The 18,589-nt window shown below is 61.5% G+C and carries 11 protein-coding genes and 3 tRNA genes; 4 read left to right on the top strand and 10 right to left on the bottom strand.

The genetic code is table 11. The features are described 5' to 3' along the window. Positions 1-6: 6 nt before the first annotated feature. Positions 7-1,143 carry a murein transglycosylase A gene (gene mltA, locus JL05_RS09105; RefSeq protein WP_033632235.1) on the bottom strand — a complete coding sequence of 379 codons (1,137 nt, stop codon included), beginning with the start codon at positions 1,141-1,143 and terminating at the stop codon, positions 7-9. Positions 1,144-1,359: 216 nt separating this feature from the next. On the opposite strand from mltA, the gene JL05_RS09100 reads away from it, so the two are divergent. From JL05_RS09100 to JL05_RS09090, 3 genes are all read left to right on the top strand, one after another. Next, positions 1,360-1,436, top strand: a tRNA-Met gene (locus JL05_RS09100). Positions 1,437-1,494: 58 nt separating this feature from the next. Continuing rightward, positions 1,495-1,571 (top strand) — tRNA-Met (locus JL05_RS09095). A gap of 65 nt (positions 1,572-1,636) precedes the next feature. Continuing rightward, positions 1,637-1,713, top strand: a tRNA-Met gene (locus JL05_RS09090). A 90-nt stretch (positions 1,714-1,803) separates the two neighbouring features. On the opposite strand, the gene amiC is transcribed toward JL05_RS09090, so the two are convergent. Next, entirely contained in the window at positions 1,804-3,057 is a 1,254-nt protein-coding gene (amiC, locus tag JL05_RS09085; RefSeq protein ID WP_004931882.1) for an N-acetylmuramoyl-L-alanine amidase AmiC, read from the bottom strand. Between the two features lie 239 nt (positions 3,058-3,296). On the opposite strand from amiC, the gene argA reads away from it, so the two are divergent. Continuing rightward, positions 3,297-4,622, top strand: coding sequence for an amino-acid N-acetyltransferase (gene argA / locus JL05_RS09080; protein ID WP_004931881.1), 1,326 nt, complete (start codon positions 3,297-3,299; stop codon positions 4,620-4,622). A gap of 37 nt (positions 4,623-4,659) precedes the next feature. Here the strand turns inward: argA and recD are convergent, their stop codons facing one another. From recD to JL05_RS09040, 8 genes are all read right to left on the bottom strand, one after another. Continuing rightward, positions 4,660-6,510: an exodeoxyribonuclease V subunit alpha gene (recD, locus tag JL05_RS09075; protein ID WP_033632234.1), complete on the bottom strand. Its 1,851-nt coding sequence runs from the start codon at positions 6,508-6,510 to the stop codon at positions 4,660-4,662. Beyond that, the gene (gene recB, locus JL05_RS09070) at positions 6,507-10,067 is read right to left on the bottom strand and encodes an exodeoxyribonuclease V subunit beta (RefSeq protein ID WP_033632233.1); all 3,561 of its coding nucleotides are present in this window, start codon (positions 10,065-10,067) and stop codon (positions 6,507-6,509) included. The genes recD and recB overlap by 4 nt, the downstream gene beginning before the upstream one ends. Beyond that, positions 10,064-12,952 carry a pitrilysin gene (ptrA, locus tag JL05_RS09065; RefSeq protein ID WP_033633589.1) on the bottom strand — a complete coding sequence of 963 codons (2,889 nt, stop codon included), beginning with the start codon at positions 12,950-12,952 and terminating at the stop codon, positions 10,064-10,066. The genes recB and ptrA overlap by 4 nt, the downstream gene beginning before the upstream one ends. 232 nt (positions 12,953-13,184) lie before the next feature. Further along, positions 13,185-16,556 (bottom strand): exodeoxyribonuclease V subunit gamma, encoded by a 3,372-nt coding sequence (gene recC, locus JL05_RS09060; RefSeq protein WP_033632232.1) that lies wholly within the window; start codon positions 16,554-16,556, stop codon positions 13,185-13,187. A 31-nt stretch (positions 16,557-16,587) separates the two neighbouring features. Continuing rightward, a complete protein-coding gene (locus JL05_RS09055) occupies positions 16,588-16,944 on the bottom strand; it encodes a prepilin-type N-terminal cleavage/methylation domain-containing protein (RefSeq protein WP_174435779.1) in 357 nt (118 codons plus the stop codon). Then, the gene (locus JL05_RS09050) at positions 16,934-17,380 is read right to left on the bottom strand and encodes a YgdB family protein (protein WP_033632230.1); all 447 of its coding nucleotides are present in this window, start codon (positions 17,378-17,380) and stop codon (positions 16,934-16,936) included. The genes JL05_RS09055 and JL05_RS09050 overlap by 11 nt, the downstream gene beginning before the upstream one ends. Next, a complete protein-coding gene (locus tag JL05_RS09045) occupies positions 17,377-17,955 on the bottom strand; it encodes a prepilin peptidase-dependent protein (protein WP_033632229.1) in 579 nt (192 codons plus the stop codon). The genes JL05_RS09050 and JL05_RS09045 overlap by 4 nt, the downstream gene beginning before the upstream one ends. Beyond that, positions 17,949-18,452: a prepilin peptidase-dependent protein gene (locus JL05_RS09040; protein WP_033632228.1), complete on the bottom strand. Its 504-nt coding sequence runs from the start codon at positions 18,450-18,452 to the stop codon at positions 17,949-17,951. Before JL05_RS09040 ends, JL05_RS09045 begins: the two co-directional genes overlap by 7 nt. Positions 18,453-18,589 lie beyond the last annotated feature (137 nt).

Here is an 18,589-nt window from a genome sequence, read left to right as displayed (position 1 = left end):
ATGCGTTTAGCGGGTGGCCAGCAACGAACCGCCGCCGTTTGACTTATTGGCGCTGAACAGCTGGCCGCCGCCATTGTTCTTCAGCACCCAGACGCGGCCGTAGTGGTTGTAGTACCCCGCCGAGTGGCCGGCTTCCGGCCCGATGCCCTGGTACATGTCAAAATGCTGGCCCTTGATGGCGCCGCCCACGTCGAGCGCGACCATCAGACGCATCTCGTATTTTCCCGTGAATTTACCCTTGTTGTCCAGCAGCGGCACTTCGGCCAGCAGCGTGGTGCCCGCCGGGATCAGCGAACGGTCGGAAGCCACCGAGGCTTTGGCGATCAGCGGCACCGCACTGGCGCCTTTCACCGGCGCAAAAGCTTCCGGGCGGAAGAACACGAACGACGGGTTCTGCTCCAGCAGCTCACGCACCTCTGCGGCGCTGTGGGTATCCGCCCACTGACGGATCGCCTGCATCGACATGTCCGCCTTAGCCACTTCGCCGCGATCGATCAGCACCTTGCCGATGCTGCGATAGGCGTGGCCGTTCTTGCCGCCGTAGCCGAAGAACACCAGCGGCTGGCCGTTGCCGTAGTCGACATAACCGCTGCCCTGGACTTCCATCATGAAGTTGTCCATCAGCGAGTTGGTGTAAGCGATGATATAGCGATCGTCGAGCGCGCCGGAGTAGATGCCCGCGCGATCCGGCAAGCGGCCCCTGCCCTTCGGCGGCATGCGGTACAGCGGATAGCGGAACTCGCCCTGTTGGGTATAGCGCGCCTGCACCACCGGCGTATAGTAGCCGGTAAACTGCACGTTGCCGTAATTGTCGACGCCTTCCATCTGGTAAGCGCTGAGGCCGTACTGGCTCAGCATGCGCGTGTCGGCGCCGGACGCCATCCAGCTTTGCACCGCCTGATAGGTGCTGTTGTTGCGGTTAAACAGCGAAGGCGACGCGTACTTGATCTCCATCAGCTGATCCGAGTAATCCTTGGCGTTGACCGGCGAACCTTTGGCGTTGGGCTGATTGACCAGCTCCAGCGATTGATCCAGACGGCCGTCCTTATATTGCTGACCCCGATCGGTCGGCTTGGACGAACAGCCCGCCAACACCGCCACCATCAACCCGCCCAGCAGGTATTTGCCCCAACGTCCTTTCATCGCGCACACTCTCAAACTGATATGATCTACCGGCTGAACGATAACAAACGCTCATTGATAAAGGAATCGCTGCAAATAAAAAAAGCCGCACGGAGGATGGTGATGAAAAAGAAGGCAAATTGCGGGCAAATTCAGCAGAAAAACGGGTTTAGGGCAATAAAATGCAAAAAGGGTTTGCAACAAAACGCATGGAGAGTATAGTGCGCATCCATCGGACGCGGGGTGGAGCAGCCTGGTAGCTCGTCGGGCTCATAACCCGAAGGTCGTCGGTTCAAATCCGGCCCCCGCAACCAACCGATGCCGCATTGGCGGTATTTTTCGTTTGGTTTCGATAACAAAGTATTACACGGACGCGGGGTGGAGCAGCCTGGTAGCTCGTCGGGCTCATAACCCGAAGGTCGTCGGTTCAAATCCGGCCCCCGCAACCAACCGAATGTCGTACCAGCGGCATAACATGAACGGTGGTTTCGTCGTAATACCGCATCAAGACGGACGCGGGGTGGAGCAGCCTGGTAGCTCGTCGGGCTCATAACCCGAAGGTCGTCGGTTCAAATCCGGCCCCCGCAACCAACTCTTGATGACAACAGATAAGCACCCTGACGGGTGTTTTTTTGTATCTGCAATCCGCGAAAATAGCCGGACTCGCGCCCGGCCCTGCCGTTATCGACTCGCCAGCGCGCCGCCGTTGGCGAAATAAGCCTTGATGCCCGCCAGAATCGACTCCGCCACCTGCTGCTGGAAATGGCTGGTGCGCAGCTTGCGCTCCTCTTCGATGTTGCTGATAAACGCCGTTTCCACCAGGATCGACGGGATATCCGGCGCCTTCAACACCGCAAAACCGGCCTGATCGACGCGATTCTTGTGCAACCGGTTGATTTTGCCCATCCGGTTCAACACTTCCTTGCCGAATTTCAGGCTGTCGTTGATGGTCGCGGTCTGGATCAGATCGAACATGGTGTGGTCGAGATAGCGGTCGCCGCTCTTGCTGACGCCGCCGATTTGGTCCGAGGCATTCTGCGTCTGCGCCAGGAACTTGGCCGCCGAGCTGGTGGCGCCTTTGGTGGACAATGCGAACACCGATGACCCGCGCGCGGCGCGGCTGGTGAAGGCGTCGGCGTGAATCGAAACGAACAGATCGGCACGCTGCTTGCGCGCCTTGGCGACGCGCACCTTGAGCGGAATAAACACGTCTTCATTACGCGTCATGAACACTTTCATGTTCGGCTCGCGCTTGATCATGGCGCTCAGCTTGCGGGCAATCTGCAGCACGATGTCTTTCTCGCGCGTCTTGTACTTGCCGATCGCGCCGGGATCTTCGCCGCCGTGGCCGGGATCCAGCATGATGACGATCGGCCGATCGCGCCCCGCTTTGCCGGCCTGCGGCGCTTCCGGCGGCAGCGTGCGCTCCAGATCGCCCTTGTTGTAATCTTCCAGTAACGCCAGTAGCGGATCATATTCCTCGCCGCCGCTGCCGCCCTTGGTCGGATAGAGATCCATCACCAGACGGTTGCGATACTCCGGCACCGGCGCCAGCGTGAAAATATGCGGGCTGACGCTTTGTTTGAGCTCCAGCACCAGCCGCACGGTATTCTGATCGAACTGGCCGACGCGCGCCTGCTTGAGATAAGGATCGTCGGCGCGCACCTGCCCGGCGATGCCTTTCAGCACGCTGTTGAGATGAACGCCTTCGATATCCACCACCACGCGATCGGGATTGGTCAGGGCGAACTGCTTGTATTTCAGCTCGACGTTGGATTCCAGCGTGACGCGGGTATAGGTGGAGGATGGCCAGACGCGCACGGCGATCACGTGCGATGATGCGGCGAAGCCCGTACGACTCACACTCAGCAACCAGCTGGCGGCAACGCCCTGTAATAAACGACGGCGGCCCAGATTGTGATTAGCGTTTGGCATGCGGCTCCGGCAGTAATAGCTGTTTACAACAGATGAAAAAAACACCAATGAAATGGGGATGCCGAAAACTTTAACCAATCATTCCAGCCCTGTCATCAGAAAATCTTTTTATGGTTTTTCAATTTATTAACGATTTAGCGCCCTTAGCGCACGCTTCATGACGATTTCCCACTTGCCATCGGCGCAATAAAAGAATAAAAATACAAAAATATCGTATAAATATGCAAAGAGGTTTGGCCGTGAAGGAACGTAGTACAGAGCTGGTGCAAGGATTCCGTCACTCAGTCCCCTATATCAACGCCCACCGCGGCAAGACGTTCGTCATCATGCTCGGCGGGGAAGCCATCGAACACGAGAATTTCTCCAACATCGTCAACGATATCGGGTTGCTGCATAGCCTGGGTATTCGCCTGGTGGTGGTTTACGGCGCGCGGCCGCAGATCGACGCCAATCTGGCTCAGCATAACTATGAGCCGATCTACCACAAACACACCCGCGTGACCGACGCCCATACGCTGGAGCTGGTCAAGCAGGCCGCCGGCCTGCTGCAGCTCGACATCACCGCTCGGCTGTCGATGAGCCTCAACAACACGCCACTGCAGGGCGCGCACATTAACGTGGTCAGCGGCAACTTCATCATCGCGCAGCCGCTGGGCGTCGATGACGGCATCGACTATTGCCACAGTGGCCGCATTCGCCGCATCGATGAAGAAGCGATCCACCGTCAGCTCGACAGCAACGCCATCGTGCTGATTGGCCCGGTCGCGGTTTCGGTCACCGGCGAGAGCTTCAACCTGACCTCGGAAGAAGTGGCCACCCAGTTAGCGATCAAGCTGAAAGCGGAAAAAATGATCGGTTTCTGCTCCTCGCAGGGCGTGACCGACGCGGAAGGCAACATCCTTTCCGAGCTGTTCCCCAACGACGCGCAAAAGCGCCTTGAAGAGCTGGAGGAAGGCGGTGACTACCATTCCGGCACCGTGCGCTTCCTGCGCGGCGCGGTGAAAGGCTGCCGCAGCGGCGTGCGCCGCAGCCACCTGATCAGCTACCAGGAAGACGGCGCGCTGGTACAGGAGTTGTTCTCGCGCGACGGCATCGGCACCCAAATCGTGATGGAGAGCGCCGAACAGGTGCGCCGGGCGACGATCAACGACATCGGCGGCATCCTGGAGCTGATCCGGCCGCTCGAGCAGCAGGGTATTCTGGTGCGCCGTTCGCGTGAACAGCTGGAGATGGAGATCGACAAATTCACCATTATCGAACGCGACAACCTGACCATCGCCTGCGCGGCGCTGTACCCGTTCCTGGAGGAAAAAATCGGTGAAATGGCCTGCGTGGCGGTGCATCCCGACTACCGCAGCTCTTCGCGCGGCGAAATGCTGCTGCAGCGGGTGGAAAACCAGGCGCGGCAGATGGGATTAAAGAAGCTGTTCGTACTGACCACCCGCAGCATCCACTGGTTCCAGGAGCGCGGATTCACCCCGGCAGAAGTCGACGTGCTGCCGATGCAAAAGCAGGCGCTGTACAACTACCAGCGCCGTTCCAAAATCCTGTTGGCCGATCTGTAATCTCCGCGGCGCGGCCCTTGCCGCGCCCCTTCAACGCTTATTCCGTTGCCTGCAGCCGTTCAGCCAATCCGCTGCGGCGCTGGGTCGGCATACGAATGGCCCGCAGCAGCACCGCCTCCGTGGCATACAGCGAGAGCTGCTTACGCGCGCGAGTGATCGCGGTATAGACCAATTCGCGCGTCAGCACCGGCAGGAAGTGATTCGGCAACACCAGCACCGTATGGTCAAACTCCGATCCCTGAGATTTGTGCACCGTCATGGCATAGGCGGTTTCATGCGCCGGCAAACGGCTCGGCTGCACCGACTTGATGCTTCCATCCGGCAGTTGGAAATGCACGCGCAGCTCGCCGCGCTCATCCGGCAGCGTAATGCCGATATCCCCATTGAATAACCCCAGCGCGCTGTCGTTGCGGCCGATCATCACCGGCCGCCCCCGATACCAGCGGCCGAGCACGCCCGGTTTGCGGTCGATCAGGCCGGCGCGCTGCAACCCTATCTCAATACGTTCATTCAGGCCGGCAACGCCAAACGGCCCTTCACGCAGCGCGCACAGCACCTGGAAGCGGCTAAAGGCCGCCAACACCGCCGCCGCATCCGCGCCCTCGGCGGCCAACCGCAAATAGTCGCGGTAGCCCGCCACGCACGCATCCAGCAGCGCCTGATACTCTTCGCTCGTCGCCAGCGCATAGCCCGCGACATCGCCGAAACTGCCGCTTAAGGCTGCCAGCGCGAGCTCCCCAGCACCGGCGTTGACCGCCAACGCCAATTGACCGATGCCGGATCGAGCGTCAAAACGGTAGCTCTTGCGCAGCAAACACAGGCTGTCGCGCACCGCCGCTTCCGCGTCGGCCTGCCGCCCTGCGAGCGAACAGCCGGTCAGGCGGCTCAGCTCTGCGGCACGCGCATCGCTGTATCCCTGCTCGGCAAAACGGCAAATGTCCCCCAGCACCGCGCCGGCCTCCACCGAGGCCAGCTGATCGCGATCGCCAAGGAAAATCACCCGCGCCCGATCGGGCAGCGCGGCAATCAGGCGCGCCATCATCGGCAGATCGACCATCGAGGCCTCATCCACCACCAGCACATCCAAATGCAGCCGGTTGCCGCGGTGATAGCGCATGCGTTGACTGTTCGGCTGCGCCCCCAACAGGCGGTGTAACGTCGCCGCCTCCGTCGGGAACAGCGCCTGCTGCGCCGGGGTCAACGCCAGCTGACGGCTGGCGCTGCCAAGCGACTCCGTCAGACGCGCCGCCGCCTTGCCAGTCGGCGCCGCCAGCTGAATGCGCAAGCGCGCGCTTTCATCCAACTGCACCAGCGCCGCCAACAGCTTGGCGACGGTGGTAGTTTTACCGGTGCCCGGCCCGCCGGAAATGACAGCAATGCGCCGCGTGGCGGCTACCGCGGCGGCGATCTTCTGCCAATCGGGTTCGTCGCTCGCCGAACCGAACAAGCGGTCGAGAATAGTGCGCAGTTCAGCCTCCGGCACCGCCAGCGACTCGCCTTCGCCGCCGATAAACGCCGCCACTTCACCTTCGTTTTGCCACATGCGCTGCAGATACAGGCGCGGCCCGCGCAGCACCAGCGGCGTAGCGCTACTGCCGTCCCCGACCGCCGCGCTGGCCGCCAGGCGCTGCTGCCAACGCTCGCTATCCGGTCGCCCGGCCGCCTCCCACAGCGCCAGCGCCAGCGTCGGTTGGCGCCCTTCAAACAGCGTATCCGCCTGCAGCTGCTCCAGCATCAGACAGACGTGACCGGCCCCCGCCTCTGCGCTCAGGCAGGCGGCGGCCAGCAAAATATCGGGCTCGTCTTCGTTCGCCACCACGCGGGCGAACTGCACGTCCAGCGGGCGCAACACGCCAAGCGCCACCGCCTGCTCCAGCAGTGCGATCATGATCCATCCTCCGTCGCAGCAGCCTCGCCGCTGAACAAGCGATCCATCCCCGCCACCAGCTCAAACTCGGGAAGACAGGTGAAAATGCCGTTGCCCGGGTGCGCCGTATCCACGCCGCGCAGGAACAGATAAATCACCCCGCCGAAATGGCGCCGGTAATCGTAATCCGGCAGCCGATGACGCAGATAACGGTGCAGCGCCAGCGTATACAGCTGATATTGCAGATCGTAACGATGCTCCGCCATCGCCTGCTCCATCGCCGGCCGGGTATAGGCGCTGCTGTCTTCCCCTAACCAGTTGGACTTGTAGTCCAGCAGGTAGTATTTGCCCTGCCAACAGAACACCAGGTCGATAAAGCCTTTCAGCATGCCCTGCACCTGATGGAAATCCAGCGCCGGACAGCGGGCGGAAAGCGGATCGTAACGCTTCACCAGGGCATCGAGCTCCTTCGCCTGCAACAACCGGTTGATCGGCAAATAGAACTGCAGCTCGGCCTGCTTGTGCTGCGGCGTTAGCGCCGCCAGCGTCACGCCGCTGTCGGTGAGCGGCGTGTTGAGCAATACCTGCATCCACGCCAGCAAAATCGGCTGCCAGTGTTCGGCAAATCCTTGCTGTTGCAGCTGTGCCAGCAACCACTGTTCATCCAACGGCTGGGTGAAGTCCAGCGTTTCGAACAGACTGTGCAGGAAGGTGCCGGGCGTCGCGCCGCGCGGGAAGGTATGCGGTGTGAGCGCTGGCTCACTCTCCTCACTCCGCTCCCCCGCAGCGTCGACATCCAGACGCGGCAGCAGATCCTGCATCAGGCTCGCGCCGTGCTGTTGCAAACCGGTATAGCTGGTCACCCGCCAAAAATCCTGGATCCGCCGGGTAAAGCTTTTCGCCGCCAGCGCTTCGGCCAGTGCCGCCTGAGGGTGCCAGGGTTCTTCGTCCGGCGGTTCAACCAACGACAGCGCGATACCCCCGCCCGCCAATTGCTGCAGCCGCTCCTGCAGATACACGGCGTCGCCGGCCTGCCCGCCCTGCACCAGATAACCCAATGCGCTGCGGTGCAGATCGGTATCGCCCTGTTTCTTGCGCGTGCCCTGGAACAGCGGCGCGATGCCGATGCTGCAGTGGTACACCGAGCGGGTCAGCGCCACGTACAGCAGACGCAGATCTTCCGCCAAGCGCTCCTCCTCCGCCCAGGCCTGGCTCTCTTCATTGGCGTCGAGATCCAGCAACGCCTGGAAACTGTGGCGATCGTGATACAGCGCCTGTTGCTGCTGGCGGAAGTTGCCGACGAACGGCAGCCACACCAGATCGAACTCCAGCCCCTTGGACTTATGAATCGTGATCACCTGCACCAGATGCCGGTCGCTCTCCAGCCGCAGCTGCTGATTATCGGACTGGCGATTGGGCTGGGCGATCTGCTGCGCCAGCCAGCGCACCAGCGCATGCTCGCTGTCGAGCTGTGCCGCCGCCTCTTGCAACAGCTCCCCCAGATGCAGCACGTCGGTCAAGCGACGCTCGCCGCCGGCGCTGGCCAACAGGTTCTCCGCCAGCTGACGCGCTTTCATCAGCTCGCTCAGCATCGGCAACACGCCGCGGCGCAGCCAGAGCGTGCGGTAATTGTCGAACTCGTTAACCAGCGCGTCCCAGGCGCGCTCATCGCGGCTCAGGCCGTCCAGCGTCGGCGCGTCCAGCCCCATCAGCCCGGTGGCCATGGCGCTGCGCAGCGTACGCTCCTGCTCCGGCGCCAACACCGCCTGCAGCAACCACAGCAGGTCTTTGGCCTCCGGGGTGTCAAACACGCTGTCGCGGTTGGACAGGTAGACCGACGGGATAGACAGCGCGCTCAGCGCATCGCGCACCAACGCCGCCTCATTGCGGCTGCGCACCAGTACCGTGATATCGGAGGCTTGTACCGGCCGTGACTCCTTGCCGTTCTGCAGCCGTGCCAGGCCCTGCTGCCCGGCGCTGAGCCAGTCGCGAATTTGCGTGGCGCACAGGCGCGCCATCAGCTGTTGGTAATCACTTACACCCGCGCCTTCCCCCTGCTGCAGCCAGAACTGCATCGCCGGCTGCGGCTTGCCGTGCAATTCAAACGCCAGCCCTTGGTTCTTTTCCGCCGCGTTAACCTCAATAAAGGGGATTTGGCCGAACAGGAAAGGCTTTTCTACCTGAGAAAACAGGTGATTGACGCTGGCGACCATCGACGGCGACGAGCGCCAGTTAGTCTCCAGCGTATAGTGGGCGCTCACCTCTGAACGCGCGCGCATGTAGGTAAAGATGTCGGCGCCGCGGAAGGCGTAAATCGCCTGCTTGGGATCGCCGATCAACAGCAGGCCGCAATCGGGCCGGCCGACGTAAAGTTTTTGGAAAATACGGTATTGCTGCGGATCGGTATCCTGGAATTCATCGATCATCGCCACCGGATAGCGCTGGCGGATCGCCAGCGCCAACTGTTCGCCGCCGCCGCTTTGCAGGGCGCCGTCCAGCCGGCTGAGCAGGTCGTCAAACCCCAGCTCGGCGCGCTGGCGCTTTTCCTGCTGAATAGAGGTGCGGATCTCGCTGAGCGCGCGCGCCATGATCAGATCGCGCAGCGTCAAGGGTTCATCGAACAGCTGATCTATCGCCGTGAACAGCGCATGACGCGGCGGCTCGCCTTTCTTGGTCTTCTCCAGCAGCACCGACTGGCGAAATTTATCCAGTTCCTTCGGCAGCTGGTAGTCCTGAGTCTCCTGCCCGCTCCATTCGCCGACCTTGTTCAGCCAGTTCGGCAGGTGTTTACTGCTGTAGCTGCGCTTATCGACGCCGGACTGGGCGATCAACGCCTCCAGATCGCCCGCCGCCGCCCGCCATTGCGCCTTGATGGCGTCGATGCGCGCGACGATCTGCTCGTGGCGCATCAGGACGGTTTCTTCGTCCTTCGGCGGCCGACGCAGCGCCGGCGCTTCGCCGTGCAGGTAACCGGAAAGATCGGCCAGCAACGCTTCCGGGCCGCTCCACTCCTGGCTGACCGCACGCGCCACGCCCAGCGGCAACGGATAGCAGTGGCGACGCCAGAAATCGGCACAGGCCTGCCGCCGCAGCGGCAGCTCGTCCTGCACCAGCGTTTGTTCAAACAACATGCCGGACTCGAAGGCGTTGTGCGTCAGCATCCGTTGGCAAAAGCCGTGAATGGTGTAGATCGCCGCTTCGTCCATTTGCCGCTCCGCCGCCAGCAGCTGCGAGGCGGCGTCGCTCAAATCGTCAATTTCTTCCATCAGCGCGATAAACAGCGGATTTTTGCATTCCGCGTCTTTACCGCGCACGCAGGCAATGCGCAGCCCGTGGATATTGTCGCGGATGCGCCCGCGCAGCTCCTCGGTGGCGGCCTCGGTAAAGGTCACCACCAGGATTTCTTCGACCGTCAGCGGGCGGGGAAACGCCGCGTCACCGCCCAACCCCAGCAGCAAGCGCAGATACAGCGCGCCGATGGTAAAAGTTTTGCCGGTGCCCGCCGACGCTTCTATCAGGCGTTCGCCGAATAGCGGCAGCGACAGCGGCTCCAGCCTCTGCGGGGCAATTTTCGTCATGGTGTTGCCACTTTACGCGGCAAAATCTGCTGCAATGCCGACGCGTTCGGATAGGTGACCCAATCCTTAGGCGCCGCGTAATCCGCCTTGTCTTGCCCGCTGCCGCTAACCTGCGACAGCACCGCCAGCCCCTGTGGCTGGATCACCGCCTGGTGGAAATAATCCGCCAGTTTGGCCGGTGTCAGCTGTTGCACCTGTGCGATCAGTTTCTGACGAGTATCGAAGGCGAAGTTGCCGCGATCGAAATCGTTGGCGAACCGGCTGGCCTCTTCGCTCAGGGTTTGCGGCCGCTGTTTCAGCTCATTGATGAGCGCCTGTTTGTACTGTTCAAAGTCCGCCTCGCTCATGTCGCGTAGGCGTTTCTCGGTTTTCGGGTAGAAATCCTGATAGCGCTGGTACAGGTAGGCCGGCTGTTTGCTGTTGCTCTGCAACAGGAAGCCCACGCCCCACTGGCGCCCCACCGACATCGGGAAGGCGAAGACCGCGTACCCCAATTGCTCCTGCGTGCGCAGCTGGCTGTAAAACCACGGCTGAATAATCTGCCCCAGCAGCGAACTGTAGGCCATGCCGGTCACTTCGTCGTAGCCGGTCGGCACATAAACCGCCGCCAGCGCCGAGTCAGTGCTGCTGCCCACCTGTTGCAGGTTGGCCAGATGATTCTTGTTCACCACCACGTCTTCGCCGTGCCACCATTCGCTACCGATACAGCCCAGACGATGTTTCAGCGTCGACGCCAACGTGTCGACCTGCTGCTTGCTCATGTTGCCCACTACCAGCAGCTCCGGCGTGGCCTCGGCCAGCAGGCTGTCGCGATAGGCCAGCACGTCTTTCAGCGTTAACGTCTTCAGCACTTCGCGGCGCTCGCTGCGTTCGGAATACGGCACGCGGGAAACCATCTGCACCGGCTGAATGGCCAGCTCAAACGCCTTGCCCTTCTCGGCGGCGTCCAGCTGCTCCAGATACCAGGATTTGGCTTGCGCCAACTGATCTTCCGTCGGCGTGAAGCTGGAATACCCCTCGATCAGCGCCGTCAGCAACTGCGGCAAACGCTGGGTGAAACCGTTGGCGTTAAACATCAGACCGTTGTTCGGCGAGGTCGAGAAGCTCAACCCGCCGACCGACGCCTGATAGCTCAACTGATCCAACGCGAGGCCGGCCAGATAATCCGTCAGCGAGAACAGCACCTGATTGCGCGCGGAATCCATGGTTTTGGCGTTGCGGAAAGCGACGGTGACGTCGGCCTTCGGCTCGTCGGCGAAGTAACGACTCGGCATGTACAACACGCGCAGGCCGGGTTTATCCACCACCATTTCCGGTTTTTTGAACTCGTGCGATGGCTTGGTCAGGGTAAAGTCATCCGGGATGTACGGGTTGAGCGCCGGCAGCGACAGGGAAATGCCGCTCTCCAACTGCTGCCACTGCGTAAAGCGCTGCGGCGTGATTTTGTCGACCTGGTAAGGCGCGTTGACGAAATAGGCCGTCTTGTTGTGCGGTTCATCCGGGCTGACGAACCAGATGCGCGCGTTTTGCGGCGTCATGGCGTCCAGGCGTTCGGCGATCGCCTTAGGATCATAACGGTCGGCCAGATAAGGCGCGTCCAGCGCATGCTCAACCGGCACGCGCAGCATGGTGTCCACCAGCCATTCGATATAGTCCATGTCGCGCGTGATCGAGGGATAACGGAAGTCCAGGTTCAGAACATGCGAGATTTCATCGAAATAGCTCTGCTTGATGCCCTCGCTGCGCAGCATTTTCAGGTAGTTGAAAATGGCGGCGACGACCTCATCGCGCTGGGCCAGGCCTTTGTCAGTGAGTGAAACGCTGATGGCGAAGACGCCGCCGTTGCGATCAACCATCGGATCGGCGCCGGCATTGATGGCGTCCGCCAACCCCTGCTTCTGCAGCCAGTCAGACAGGGTGTTTTTGCTGCGGTTGCCGATCAGGTAGCTGATGTAGGTATCGGTTTTGCTGCGAAACGCGGCGCTGTTGTTATCGATGCGGAACTCGACCTTCAGCTGCTTGCGCGGCTGCGCCGGCACATAGTGAATGATGATGCCCTGCTGTTCCGGCGTGACGGCCGGCACGGTGATCGGCGGCACGCTAGCGTCATGATTCGGCACGCGGCCAAAGGTTTTCGCCGCAATGTCGGCCAACTGCGGCAGCGACTGATTACCGTACAAAACGCCCATCATCAGATTGGCGGAATAGTAACGCTTATAGAAGCCGGTCAGTTCATCGTGCAACTTGCTGTCCGGCTTGTCTTTCAACGTATCGAGATTGCCGCCGGAGAAGCGCGCGCTCGGGTGCGCCGGGTTAAGGGTTTCCGCGCCGACCTGCGCCATGCGCATGCCGTCGCGCGAACGCGCCATCGTCAACTCGGCGTTCACCGCGTTGCGCTCGCGATCGGCATTGCCCGGATCCAGCAGCGGCTCGGCAATGGCGTCGGCCATGCGGTCGACCGCCGGCTCCAGCGCGTCATTTTCCACTTCCAGATAGAAGGCGGTGCGATAAGAGGCCGTGCTGGCGTTGTGGCTGCCGCCGTGCTTTTTCAGGAATTCGGACAGGTTTTCCGGCTCTGGATAGCGTTTGGAGCCCATCAGCACCATATGTTCCAGATAGTGTGCCAATCCCAGTTGGCTGTTCGGATCTTCGAGCGATCCAACCGGCAATGCCAGCGCCGCCAGCGATTTCGGCGCCTGGGCATCGGACACCAGCAACACCGTCATGCCATTAGCCAACTTGATCGCTTCATACTGACGCGGATCGTGTTCGCTCTTGTTGATCTTCTCCGTCAGCGGTTGCCATCCTTGCGCGGCCCAACTCAACGGTGCCCAACACATAGCCAATAGTACCAGCCCGGTGATACGGGCCAACTGTCTGCGCATATCCAAAATAAACCCCTATTCTGACGTCGCTACGCCCACTCCCTGACGTTGGCGACGTGCATCAAAACCACATAACCAAATCTGTACTCGCCGGGCTCTTCGCCAATGTGGCGGCCCGAAACACGGCGTGTATATGCCTGTACGTTATGTAAGACCGGGAATCACCCCAATGGTTGAATATAACCTTCGTTATTTTTACCACCTCCCGCCGTACAGCACCACCGGGGGATTGTTACCCCAGGTTATGTCGCGCTACCGGCAGCAGATAACGCTCTGTTTCGGCCAGTATTTGCGCTAAGTATTCATTATCCAATTGGCGGAACACTCGCTGCACGTAGGGATCTTCCCCTTCTCCGGGAATGCGCTGATCGCCCTGCCAGGCCTGCAGCAATTTGGCGCGTGCCTTAATTTGCGCTTCTTCTTCCCAGTCGATTTGCTGCGTTTCCGGCTGATAGCACTGACTCAGCCACGCCCAGCCGCTTTTGTTCAGCAACAGCAGCGGCTGACACAGACCGCGCTGATAGCCCGCCAACAGCTCCGCCAGCTGCGCCTGCGCCTCTTCAGGCGCCAGCGCGGCAAAGCGCCAGACGGAGTTCTTGCGGCCGTAGATGCGGCTCTCGCCGGTGCCGCCGGCGCGGCAGTACACCAGATGCTCCAGCCACAGCAATATGCCGTCCACCGCCGACAGCGTAGCGGGCCGCCAGCGCAACAGGCCGTCATCCTGCACCTGATGCAGCCAGCCACTGAGACGTACGCCGGCAATATCGATATCCAGCTCCAGGCTATGGCTCTCTGCGCGTTCCGCACGCACCTGTTCGGCCAGCTCGCTCATCTCTTCCTGCTGCTTTTGCCAATAGATCTCGCCGAAGGCGCCATAGGGCAAGCCGCCGGCGGCACGCACCCGCTGGAACAACCGTTCGGGATCGTCGCCGTCGATCAGGGTATTCAGCAGTTGGCTGTTAAACTGGTAGCGGCTGAGGTTATCCAGCGTGAAGGGCTCTTCGTCCGGCAGCTCGGTCTCTTCCAGGATAAAACTGACGCCCAGCCGCAATTGGAAAAACGCGCGAATCGGATGGCGGTAAAACCGCAGCAGCTCATCCAACGATATTTGCTGCAGCGCTTCGGCAGGCAGCGGCTGGTTGAACGCCGGATGCGCCGCACCGCGACCATCGGCGGCGGGCAGCCACTCGGCAGCATAGCTTTGCGCCTCCGAGCCCGGCAAGAAATTCTCGGCGGCGAACGGCATGCGCGCATGCCACTTCAGCAAGTGCTCACCAACCCGTCGGGCGCTGTCGTCTGCGCTGAGTTCCTCATCTCCTGGCAGGCAATAGCTTTGCTCCAGGTACTCAAGCAGCTCAGTGACCAGCACCGAAGGGTAGCGCGGGCTGTTGTCCTGAATGGAACGGCCGATGAAGCTGATATACAGCCGCTGCTGAGCGGACAAAATCGCTTCCAGGAACAGATAGCGGTCGTCATCGCGGCGGCTGCGGTCGCCGCGTTTGACCTGCTGCGCCATCAGATCAAAGCCCAGCGGCGGCAGCGTGCGCGGATACACGCCGTCGTTCATGCCCAGCAGGCACACCACCTTGAACGGAATGGAACGCATCGGCATCAGCGTGCAGAAGTTGATTTGCCCGGCGAGGAAGCGCTGGCTGATGCGCTCCTGATCGAGGCGCGCCGCCAGATCGTCACGCAGAATGGTCAACGGCACCTCATCGGGATAGCGCGCCGCCAAGCCAAAATTAATGGCCTGCTGCCACTGCTGTTCGATCAGCGCCAGCACCACTTCGGTGTCGCTGTCCGCTGCGAAGAAGGCATCCAGCAGTTGGCGGCACAGCGGCAGCCACGCCTCGAGCGGGCGCGCTTCGCTCAAGATTTGCCGCCAGTGGCTGAGCTGCGCCAGCAGGTCTGCCAGTTGCCCCGCCAGTTCGGCGACCAACCCGCTCGATTCGTCGTAAGGCAAAATGCCCTGCCAATCGCCGGCATTGCTGTCCATCGCATAGCCAAGCAGCATGCGCGTAATGCCGAAGCGCCAGGTGTGCTGGCCGGTGGCGGGCAGATCCAGTTCGCGCACGTTATCATCGTCCAGGCCCCAGCGCACGCCGGATTCACCGACCCAATGACGCAGCAGGCGCAGCCCCTCTTCGCCAATGGCGAAACGGGCGGCCAGGGCCGGCACCTCCAGCAACGCCAGTACCTGTTCCGAGGTAAAGCGGCTTTGCGGTAGATCGAGCAGTGAAATGAACGCCTGCAGCGCCGGATGCGCCTGGCGCGCTTTACGGTCGGAAATGGCAAACGGCAGGTAGCGCTCGGCGAGGGCATTGCCGAACACCGCCTGAATGTATGGCGTGTAGCTGTCGATATCCGCCACCATCACGATGATGTCGCGCGGCGTCAACGACGGATCCTGCGCCAGCATGCTCAGCAGCTGATCGTGCAAAACCTCCACTTCCCGCTGCGGGCTGTGACAAGCGTGCAGGCTGAGGGAGCGGTCGTTCTCATCAAGCGGACGTTTGCTGAAGCTGCTTTCCAGCGTTTCCGCGGTAATACCGATTACCGCATGGTCTTCCAGTTCCAGCATATCGCGCTGAACGGCGTGCAGCATGGTATCGGCTGGGATATCGACAAAGGCGTCGACCTCTTGCGCCCCTTCCATCTGCGACAGCAGGTAAAGGTGATCGCGCCCCAGCTTGCCCCAGGAGGCCAGCAGCGGGTTGCTGAGTTGCTGCTGCCCTTCGGCGTCAAACAGGCGCGCCGCGTCGGCCGGTTCGCGAAACAGCCCTTGCTCGCGCGCCTGATGATAGTGACGGCGCTTGCGGCTCTGCAAGCGGGCCAGGAAAGCGTAATCCTGAATGTCGCCCCAGTAATAACGACAAGGGTTGGTGAACATCAGGTGGATATCGATATGCCGCCCCAGCGCCTGCAGCGCCTCCAGATAGACCGGCGGCAACGCCGAGATGCCGCAGATAAACACCCGCGGCGGCAAACCGGGCGGACACGTTGTTGCCTGTTCCAACGCGTGGATAAAGCGGCTATACAGATTGGCGCGGTGCCATTCCGGCTGCCCCAGTTCACGCGTGTATTCCACCAGTCGCGCCCAGAGCGGCGCCTGCCATTGCTGAGCCTCCGCCAGACCGCCGATGCGTTCGCCGCGCTGCCAGCTCTCCAGCCACTGCGGGCGATAAACCAAATATTGGTCGAACAGGTCGGCGACCCGGCCGGCCAACTGGTGGATTTTGCGCTTGTCGCCGTCATCGGTCAGATAGTGCTGCAGTGGCGCAAACGCCGGCTGAGTCAGCATCTCCGGCAACAACCACATCAGCTTCCAGGTCATGGCATCCTTGCTGAAGGCGCTCTCTTTCGGGATATCCGGCAACACCCGGGTGAACATGTCCCAAATGAAGGTCGCCGGCAGCGGAAACGCGACATTGGCGGCGATACCGAACTGTTCCGCCAGCTGCATCTGCAGCCATTGCGCCATACCGGGGCTTTGCACCAGCACCACCTCCTGTTGAAAAGGATCGGTCAACGGATCTCTGGCTATCAGCGCGCTGGTCAGCGTTTTCAACAAATCCAGCTGATTGGAATGATAAACCGTGAACATGAAGACTCCTTTAAAACAAAAGACATACGGCTCAAAAACGGGCGCAATACCAGCGGCTCAGCGTTGCCCACTGCCGCTGCGGCGTTTGGATCCTGACCGCCAATCGGCGGCAATCACTCCCCGCATCGTCAAGTGCCGTCTCGCGCCGCCACCCTTCCGGCAGCGGTTCAGCCTCGAGCCGGCCGGTGACGGCAAACGCCTCCAACTGCTGATGCGCCAGCCCCCAGGCTTGCCGGTAGTGCCACTGGCGCTGGAACGACTGCAACAGCACCTGATGATACTGTAACAAGCCAAGCAGCGACACCGAGAACAGCAAGGCCGCCACCAACACTTCCGGCAGGCTGAAGCCGTTGCGGGATATCCGCACTGCCCGAGCGTTAGCCGTCACAGTCGGCCAACCTTTTTTCGGGGCAAAAATCCAGCCGACCGCCCGGCTGTGCTTGCAACTTGCCAGCAGCCTCGGCGCCGTCAAAGGTGCCCCATTGATACAGCCATACCGGTTCACCGCCGCGCATCTCACCAAGGCCGCGTATCGTCACCATGCCCGCTCTGGCTGACAGCCGAGCGCAAGCCGTCAGTTCCACGCGCTGCCTGCATAACCAGGCCGCTGCACTCAGCTCGGCGCGCGGCCAACGCTGGCTCATGCCCCAACTCAGCGCCGAAGCGGCCTGATTGTAAGCCTGAAGGTAACGCTGCTGATCGGCGGCCAGTAACAGCGCGTTATCCAATTGCCGATGCTGAGCATTGAGCAACATCAGCCCCAGCGCCAACAGCAACATCACCGCCGCCAGGGTGCTGCCGCCTCGCTGGCTCCGCCGGTTCATGGCAGCGCCGCCATTTCGACGCTCCCGCTCAGACTACGCCTGATACGCGTATCGCTGGCGGAGCGCCCCGTCAGCGTCAGGCGAGCCAACGCCGCGCCGTGATCGCCCCGCTCTATCGCCACATGAAACCGCTCAATGCGCACTTCGTCCTGATCGAGTAGCCGCTCCCAGCCGCCGCCATCGCATTGGCTCACGCCGCGCTGCCCTTCCAAGCCGCCATTGCGCAGCCGATAACCGAAATAACCTGCATCCTCGCCCGAGGTGAGCCATTGCCCGCTGCGAGCAATGTCGTAGGCAACGATAACGCAGCTGCCCGCCGCTTCTCCCGCCGCCTGGCCGATCAGCAGTGGGCGGCCGGCGCACTGCCCGGCACAGAAACCGGCACGGCGTAGGTCTTTCTCGATGCCGAACGCCAGCTGTCGCAGCGTTGACTCCAGCCGAAAATGCTGGCCGACGGCCACGTTTTGCTGACGCAACAGCGGGTAGGTTTTCGCGGCGCCGAGCACGATCACGCTGCCGAACACCAGCGCCAACATCACCTCCGGCAAGGTAAAACCGCGTTCGACAGTCAGCATGGCGCGATCCCCCTTATCCGGAACCCTTCGCTGCACAAACGCAGCCGCCCTCGGGCGGACAGCACCAGCCGCAGGCCGCCTGCGTCGTTGCTGAGAAGGATGTGCCCCGCCTGCGCAGTATTGCGCAAACCATAAAACCCAATCTCTTTGCCGGAGTAGCCGCTCAGCGCAACGTCGCGATAAGGCGGCAAGAAAACGGAGCCTTCGGCGGAAGCGCAATCCGTCGGCGGCACACCGCCGCCCAGGCACCAGGGCGTGCCATTCTTGAACCACAGCAGCGTCGTGCGGTTACGCCAGTTGGCGTCCGCCTGCAGTCGCAGCAAAAACGCCAGCAGCTGTTGGGCCGTGTGTTCCAACCGCAGCGCTTGCTGATGATAGCGCCATTGCCCGACGCCCCAGCCGGTGAGCATGCCGGCGATCAGGATCGCCGCCAATAGCTCAATTAGCGTCATGCCCCGTTGGCGATCATCGATGTTCGAGAGAGTATTGTCGTTCATGCCGCCAGTTTAAGGGCCGTAACAACGCGGTAAAGCCACATGCGCAAGCGCTGCGGCAAGCTGCGCAATGTTTTCTCTACGACGGCAGACCGCGACAAAAAAATGCGGCGCGGTACGCAATGCGGATAAAAAAAGGG

The organism is Serratia nematodiphila DZ0503SBS1, from assembly GCF_000738675.1.
Lineage (GTDB): Bacteria > Pseudomonadota > Gammaproteobacteria > Enterobacterales > Enterobacteriaceae > Serratia > Serratia nematodiphila.
The sequence above is the reverse complement of the archived record's forward strand: the minus strand, read 5'-3'. Positions and strand labels throughout refer to the sequence as shown.